The organism is Acidiplasma cupricumulans (genome assembly GCF_001402935.1).
In the GTDB taxonomy this organism is placed as follows: Archaea; Thermoplasmatota; Thermoplasmata; order Thermoplasmatales; family Thermoplasmataceae; genus Acidiplasma; species Acidiplasma aeolicum.
Genome location: NZ_LKBH01000037.1, coordinates 1 through 5,524, shown reverse-complemented (window position 1 = coordinate 5,524; position 5,524 = coordinate 1). Strand labels below are relative to the sequence as shown.

General features: G+C 35.4%; 8 protein-coding genes. 2 read left to right on the top strand and 6 right to left on the bottom strand.

Annotation, left to right across the window (positions count from 1 at the left end; genetic code table 11):
- The first annotated feature begins 84 nt into the window (after positions 1 to 84).
- Entirely contained in the window at positions 85 to 633 is a 549-nt protein-coding gene (locus tag AOG55_RS01510; RefSeq protein WP_055040799.1) for a hypothetical protein, read from the top strand.
- Here AOG55_RS01510 and AOG55_RS01505 read toward each other — a convergent pair.
- Together AOG55_RS01505 and AOG55_RS01500 are read right to left on the bottom strand one after the other, a co-directional pair.
- Positions 628 to 1,107 (bottom strand): hypothetical protein, encoded by a 480-nt coding sequence (locus AOG55_RS01505; protein WP_055040798.1) that lies wholly within the window; start codon positions 1,105 to 1,107, stop codon positions 628 to 630. The genes AOG55_RS01510 and AOG55_RS01505 overlap by 6 nt on opposite strands.
- A gap of 56 nt (positions 1,108 to 1,163) precedes the next feature.
- A complete protein-coding gene (locus AOG55_RS01500; RefSeq protein WP_048102473.1) occupies positions 1,164 to 1,451 on the bottom strand; it encodes a YunC family protein in 288 nt (95 codons plus the stop codon).
- 70 nt (positions 1,452 to 1,521) lie between these two features.
- On the opposite strand from AOG55_RS01500, the gene rnz reads away from it, so the two are divergent.
- Positions 1,522 to 2,454: a ribonuclease Z gene (gene rnz, locus AOG55_RS01495; protein ID WP_055032291.1), complete on the top strand. Its 933-nt coding sequence runs from the start codon at positions 1,522 to 1,524 to the stop codon at positions 2,452 to 2,454.
- On the opposite strand, the gene AOG55_RS01490 is transcribed toward rnz, so the two are convergent.
- The 4 genes from AOG55_RS01490 to AOG55_RS01475 all read right to left on the bottom strand — a co-directional run.
- Positions 2,438 to 2,860 (bottom strand): hypothetical protein, encoded by a 423-nt coding sequence (locus AOG55_RS01490; protein WP_055032290.1) that lies wholly within the window; start codon positions 2,858 to 2,860, stop codon positions 2,438 to 2,440. The two genes, rnz and AOG55_RS01490, sit on opposite strands and share 17 nt — an antisense overlap.
- 35 nt (positions 2,861 to 2,895) lie before the next feature.
- Positions 2,896 to 4,104 carry a 2,3-bisphosphoglycerate-independent phosphoglycerate mutase gene (locus tag AOG55_RS01485; protein ID WP_048102476.1) on the bottom strand — a complete coding sequence of 403 codons (1,209 nt, stop codon included), beginning with the start codon at positions 4,102 to 4,104 and terminating at the stop codon, positions 2,896 to 2,898.
- Between the two features lie 22 nt (positions 4,105 to 4,126).
- Positions 4,127 to 4,669, bottom strand: a complete 543-nt coding sequence (locus AOG55_RS01480) for a 2'-5' RNA ligase family protein (RefSeq protein ID WP_048102478.1) — start codon at positions 4,667 to 4,669, stop codon at positions 4,127 to 4,129.
- A gap of 5 nt (positions 4,670 to 4,674) precedes the next feature.
- Positions 4,675 to 5,524, bottom strand: an 850-nt coding sequence (locus AOG55_RS01475; protein WP_156318717.1) for a fumarylacetoacetate hydrolase family protein, incomplete at its 5' end; no start/stop codon positions are given.

Below are 5,524 nucleotides of genomic sequence, written 5' to 3'. Positions count from 1 at the left end.
ACGCTCTTCCGATCTATAAAAAATATTTATTACAAAAAATTGGATTTAATGAATAGTTTAAAACCCTTAATGTTATTACATATTATGATTGTTTTATCCACTGTTGGAAAGCTGCATAATGAAATAAAAAATTACACATATAAGGATCTTGCAGACATGCCCGGTTCACTTGGCTATCATGAGGTGTTCATAGCATATACTTCTGAGAAGGAATATAATAAAAATCCTGATGATTTCCCGGAAATATCAATGCTTAAAAGGTCCTATAATATTTATTTCAACGGTATAGACATGGATTTTTACAGAAATATTGAAAATGAATATAAAATAAGGCCGGAAAATGCGGAAACAACCACCAAAAAGAATCTTCTTGATATGCTCAATTCAATTACAAGGACGTATTTGGAGGGCTACTGGAAGGATGGTGATACAATAAATTCTGAGCTTACAGATAGCGTTTTTAGGGCAAAGCATAAATTCATGCTATCAATGAATCCGGATTACGAGCAAAAATACTGGGTGCCAATGCATGAAGAGATCTTTAAAAATATAATAAAAATAAACAGAGATCTTGCAATAATATCAGAGGTTGAAAGCTCGTTTTATTTTAAGGATAAATTAAAAAAATTATGATGTAATTTTATCGACAAAATTGCATCTTAATATGACCTTTGCCTTGCTCAGTGTTTTTGGTATTATTACATTTTTAACATTTATTATTGATATAACGTATTTATCAAACTGCTCACCGGTAATATCTGTAAATGTTAGATTTTCTATGTTTTTAAAGACTACTTTCCTTCCTATTTCCTCAAGATCCTTCCCGGATATATCAAGATCCTTTATGTTTTCGATATATTCCGATGAACCCTCCTTAAGGCCCTTTATAAAGTTATCTGATAAATGCTTTGCATTATCTATTGAACCAACAAATGACCTGTATGCCTCATCTGTTATCTGCCCAATTGTTTTTCCAGTATCGCTGGATAATTTCTGTATTCTTTTATAAAGGTCTGAGCTTACACCCTTTATTGAAATTGTCTTTCTTATGACTGTCTCCTCCTCTGCATCCTCTTCCTTGTTTTCAAGTTCCTTTTTTTCTGCCATAACTATCAGGTAATAATGGCTTATAAGTATATAAGTTTATTGGTTTACCAGATTACCTATAATTTATCAATTACATCCATTATATTATCACCGGGCTTTATGCCAAGCTCCAATGCCCTCTGTGAGCACGAATTTACCTTTGAATTCAATACATCATTTATGTCATTTACCCCGGTTACCCTTACGGCTATATCACCCATTGCATTTGCAGCATCAATGTTCAGGTAACCACACATGATATACCCTGTTTCTCCCTTTAAAACAACCATTGGTGCCTTGGTTCCGAGCTTAACATTAATGTACTCATATTTTTTCCCCTTAATATTTACCTCCTGATCTATCATGAATTATAAATATAAATGTAATATAATTAATTTATGAAATGTAATATATTAATTTTGCATAGCCATTTTTATGGCATCAAATATTAAAATAACATTCCTTGGCACAGGTGGCTCATTACCAAAACCGGGAAGGGCACTGCCTGCCGTTGCAGTCCACATTGATGATGTCCTTAACCTATTTGACTGCGGTGAGGGCACACAGAAGCAGATTATGAAGAGTTCTATTTCGTACATGGATATTAAAAACATATTTATTACACATTTTCACGGGGACCATTTTCTGGGGCTTGCCGGCCTAATAAATACAATGTCATTCAGTGGAAGGGAAAATGACCTTAATATCTATGGCCCGCCCGGTGCAATATATTTTGTTAAAAAGATAATAGACCTTGGTTATTATTCATTGAATTTTAATATAAAAATTACGGAATTGGATTATGGAAAAACATATGACCTTGGAAAATTTTTACTAAGGACATTAAAAAGCGATCATCCCGTACCTGCAATATCATATTCCATTGAGGAGAAGGATGCATATAAAATTGATAGAAATCTGGTGGATAAAATAAATTTTCCGGTGAATAAACTTGAGGAGCTAAGATCACTCGGAAGGCTGGAAATAAACAACAAAATTTTCAAAATAGAGGATGTTTCACTGGGCATAAAAAAGGGAAGAAAAATAGTTTACAGCGGGGATACCAGACCGTTAAATTCCATGGTTGAATTTGCCAAAAATGCAGATGTTTTAATCCACGATTCAACAATGGATTCATCCATGGAGCCCATGGTAAATGAATACGGCCACACATCATCCAGACAGGCTGCGGAAATAGCAAGGGATGCAAATGTGAAAAAATTATATTTATTCCATTACAGCGCAAGGTACAATGATCTTAAAATTCTTCTTAATGATGCATTAAGCGTGTTCCCAAGAACATATTTGAGCACAGAATTAATGGATGTGGATGTTCCAAAGGATACAGAGGTTATTCCCCTGCATTAGATTCTACAAATTCCTTTATTCTTTTTAATGCATTTTCTGCACCTGATTCAAAATGACCCTGCAACCTTCGTGAAAATAGGATTAATGATGGGCCAAGCTTGATATTCCATTCCGTTGTAAGTATGCTCTTATTTCCATCGTATTTAATTGTATTTTTTGTATATCCTGTAAATGGGCCCTTAATGTAATTCTGTATAAATATGAAGCTATTCCTGTCAAATTCAAAGGTGCTAACAGCCCTTGATGGGAATGCAAATTTTACATCATACCTGTTTTCACCTATTTTATTTATTTCCCTTGTTCCATGCCAGAAATCAGGAATTCTTGGGATATCTGTAATTACCTTATATATAACATCCGGTTTTGAATTTATCTCTATTGACCTTGCAAATTTTAATTCCTTCATAATTGTAAATAAGGTTAATATTTTAAACTTTTGTTTTATGCACCGTATTTTTCTGACCTATCTGAATATGAAAGGAGCAATGGCATAATGTCAAGGCTTGTAATTTTATAATATCCAAGGGATACGCTTGCCTCATCAAATGTTTTAACATAATCCCTGGTTATTCCTGATGTTGATATTAATATCGGCACAGGATCGCCGGTATGATCGCCAAAACTGCATGGTGTGCTATGGTCACCTGTTACCGCTATTACTGTTGTATCCAGAAGTTTTTTAAGCCCCTCCATGGCACGATCAGTTTTTTCAATTACCTCCCTTTTAAGCTCGGGCTTTCTGTCATGGCCGGCAATATCTGTGCCCTTAATATTTACAAGGACAAAATCATGTGTTTTCAGGGCATCCACGGCAGCTGATATTACATTTTCATAATTTGTATCGGTTCTGCCTGTCATTCCCGAAACATTAAGAATGTCAAATCCTGCCATTCTTGCTATTCCCCTTATCAATGGTGTGCCTGAAACACATGCGGCCTTTAAACCATAAAGCTTTTCAAAGGATGGCATTTCTGGAAGTTTACCTGCGCCACGGATCATTATCTCATTTGCAGGCTTCTCTCCATTCTGAATCCTCTTCTTGTTAACCTCGTGGTTATTTAATATCTCTCTTGATCTAATAAGAAATTTATTGATAACACTGGATGTAAATTCCCCCTCCGGTGACAGTGGTTTTGTAAGCATAATATCAGAATTTATTGCATGCGGATCTGTTTCACTGACCCTATCAGAAAGGTTTGGCCCGCGGATAACCAGTGCTGCGCGATGCTCCACACCAGATTTTATTATAAATTTAACACCGTCTATCTCAGTTTCAAGGGACCTTGAAAGCTCTGTGGTATCCTTTATACGCCCTGCACGGCGGTCTGTTACCCTTCCATTTTCCACCGATGCAAAGTTTGCCCTAAATGCAACATCCCCCGGCTGAAGGTCTATGCCTAGACCAAGTGCCTCGAATGGACCGCGGCCCGTGTAATATTCCCTTGGATTATAACCAAGTATTGATAAATGCGATGTATCCGATCCGCTTCTGATGCCAAAACCTACTGGGGACATTAAACCGGTAACTCCATTATCTGCAAGGTAATCCAGATTTGGCTTAAATGCAGCCTGAAGTGCAGTTTTATTGCCAAGGGCCCTGTTAGGCCTGTCACCAAGTCCATCCAGTATTATTAATAAAATCTTTTTCATAATTCAGAATGCCATTGAATAATTAAAATTTATCATTGAAATAAACCCTTTTGAAATTCCAGCGCTTTTCCATTGAGGACCTTCTTCCAATAAGAATATGATCAATTTTTTCCTCATAATCCAGTTTAAAATTTTTATATTTTTCAAGTATTTTATTTAGTTCGTCATCGTGTATGTTTTTCCTGGCTATGCTTAAATGTGGAACAAACTCTGATGAATTAATTACATTATCCTTTAAAGCATTATTAATCAGATCATGGAGTCTCCTAAATTCATATGGATAAATTACTTTAAGATAAACAATATAAAAAATTCTGCCGTTTTTTTCCCTCTGAAAATAATCAAGCCCATCGAAGCCTATGTTAAAAGCCTTTATATTTTTGCAGACATTATACACTTTATCCATGTCAAGATGCCTGTAATCCTTTAAATATGCAAGTGTTATATGCACGCCCTTATTGCTTAATGTGCCTATGTAACCGTATTCATTGCTAATTCTTTTCTTTAATAATGTTACCCTGCGCCTTGTTTTTAATCCAGGCTTTACTATTAATGTATAATACATAATTTTTATTCCACAAATGTGTTTTTTAATTCCCCTATTTTATCGATTTTTACAGTAACGTTATCACCCGGCTTTATCCAGATTCTTTTATCCTCTGGCATGCCAAGTATCACGCCTGACGGTGTTCCCGTAGATATTACATCCCCGGGCATTAACGTTATGTATTTTGATATATAGCTGATAAGCTCATCCACGGGGTGTATCATGTAATCAGTGGATGAGTTCTGCCTCAGATCAGTATTAAGATAGGTCTGTATTCTTAAATCCTGAGGATCCGGAATTTCATCCGCAGTAACAATGTATGGCCCATTGGGGAAGAAGCCATCAAAGCTCTTGCCTATAAACCACTGGCCATTCAAAAATTGCATTTTCCTCGAGCTTACATCATTTGCAATAAAATAGCCAAAAACATGGTCAAGTGCATCCCTTTTTGAAACATCCCTGGCCTTTTTTCCAATCATAACACCAAGCTCACCCTCGTAATCAACATTCATGTTTTTTAATATCCTTACCCTGCTGTTATTTCCTGTTAATGAATTATTTGATTTTAAAAATAAGACAGGGTCATCAAACGATTTCTCCCGTGTTTCATCAATATGTGTTTTATAATTGAGCCCTATGCATATAATATTTGAGGATTTATCAACTGCTGATTCAAATGAATAATCATATGATTCGAATTCATTAATGTTCTCAATTTTTTTAAAATCCTCACGGTCAAGGTCCTTTATGGCCTGCTTTTTTACCCCAAAATTATCAGCCAGTGCGATTTTATTACCATTGAAAAGCGCAATATGCCTTTTATTATCTATGCTTACTATGCCAAGCCTCATGCAATAATAATAATTAATTCTA

Bases quoted from the DNA above. Each gene is read 5' to 3' on its own strand.
- AOG55_RS01510 (WP_055040799.1), top strand. From the start codon at position 85: ATGATTGTTTTATCCACTGTTGGAAAGCTGCATAATGAAATAAAAAAT.
- AOG55_RS01505 (WP_055040798.1), bottom strand. From the start codon at position 1,107: ATGGCAGAAAAAAAGGAACTTGAAAACAAGGAAGAGGATGCAGAGGAG.
- AOG55_RS01500 (WP_048102473.1), bottom strand. From the start codon at position 1,451: ATGATAGATCAGGAGGTAAATATTAAGGGGAAAAAATATGAGTACATT.
- rnz (WP_055032291.1), top strand. From the start codon at position 1,522: ATGGCATCAAATATTAAAATAACATTCCTTGGCACAGGTGGCTCATTA.
- AOG55_RS01490 (WP_055032290.1), bottom strand. From the start codon at position 2,860: ATGAAGGAATTAAAATTTGCAAGGTCAATAGAGATAAATTCAAAACCG.
- AOG55_RS01485 (WP_048102476.1), bottom strand. From the start codon at position 4,104: ATGAAAAAGATTTTATTAATAATACTGGATGGACTTGGTGACAGGCCT.
- AOG55_RS01480 (WP_048102478.1), bottom strand. From the start codon at position 4,669: ATGTATTATACATTAATAGTAAAGCCTGGATTAAAAACAAGGCGCAGG.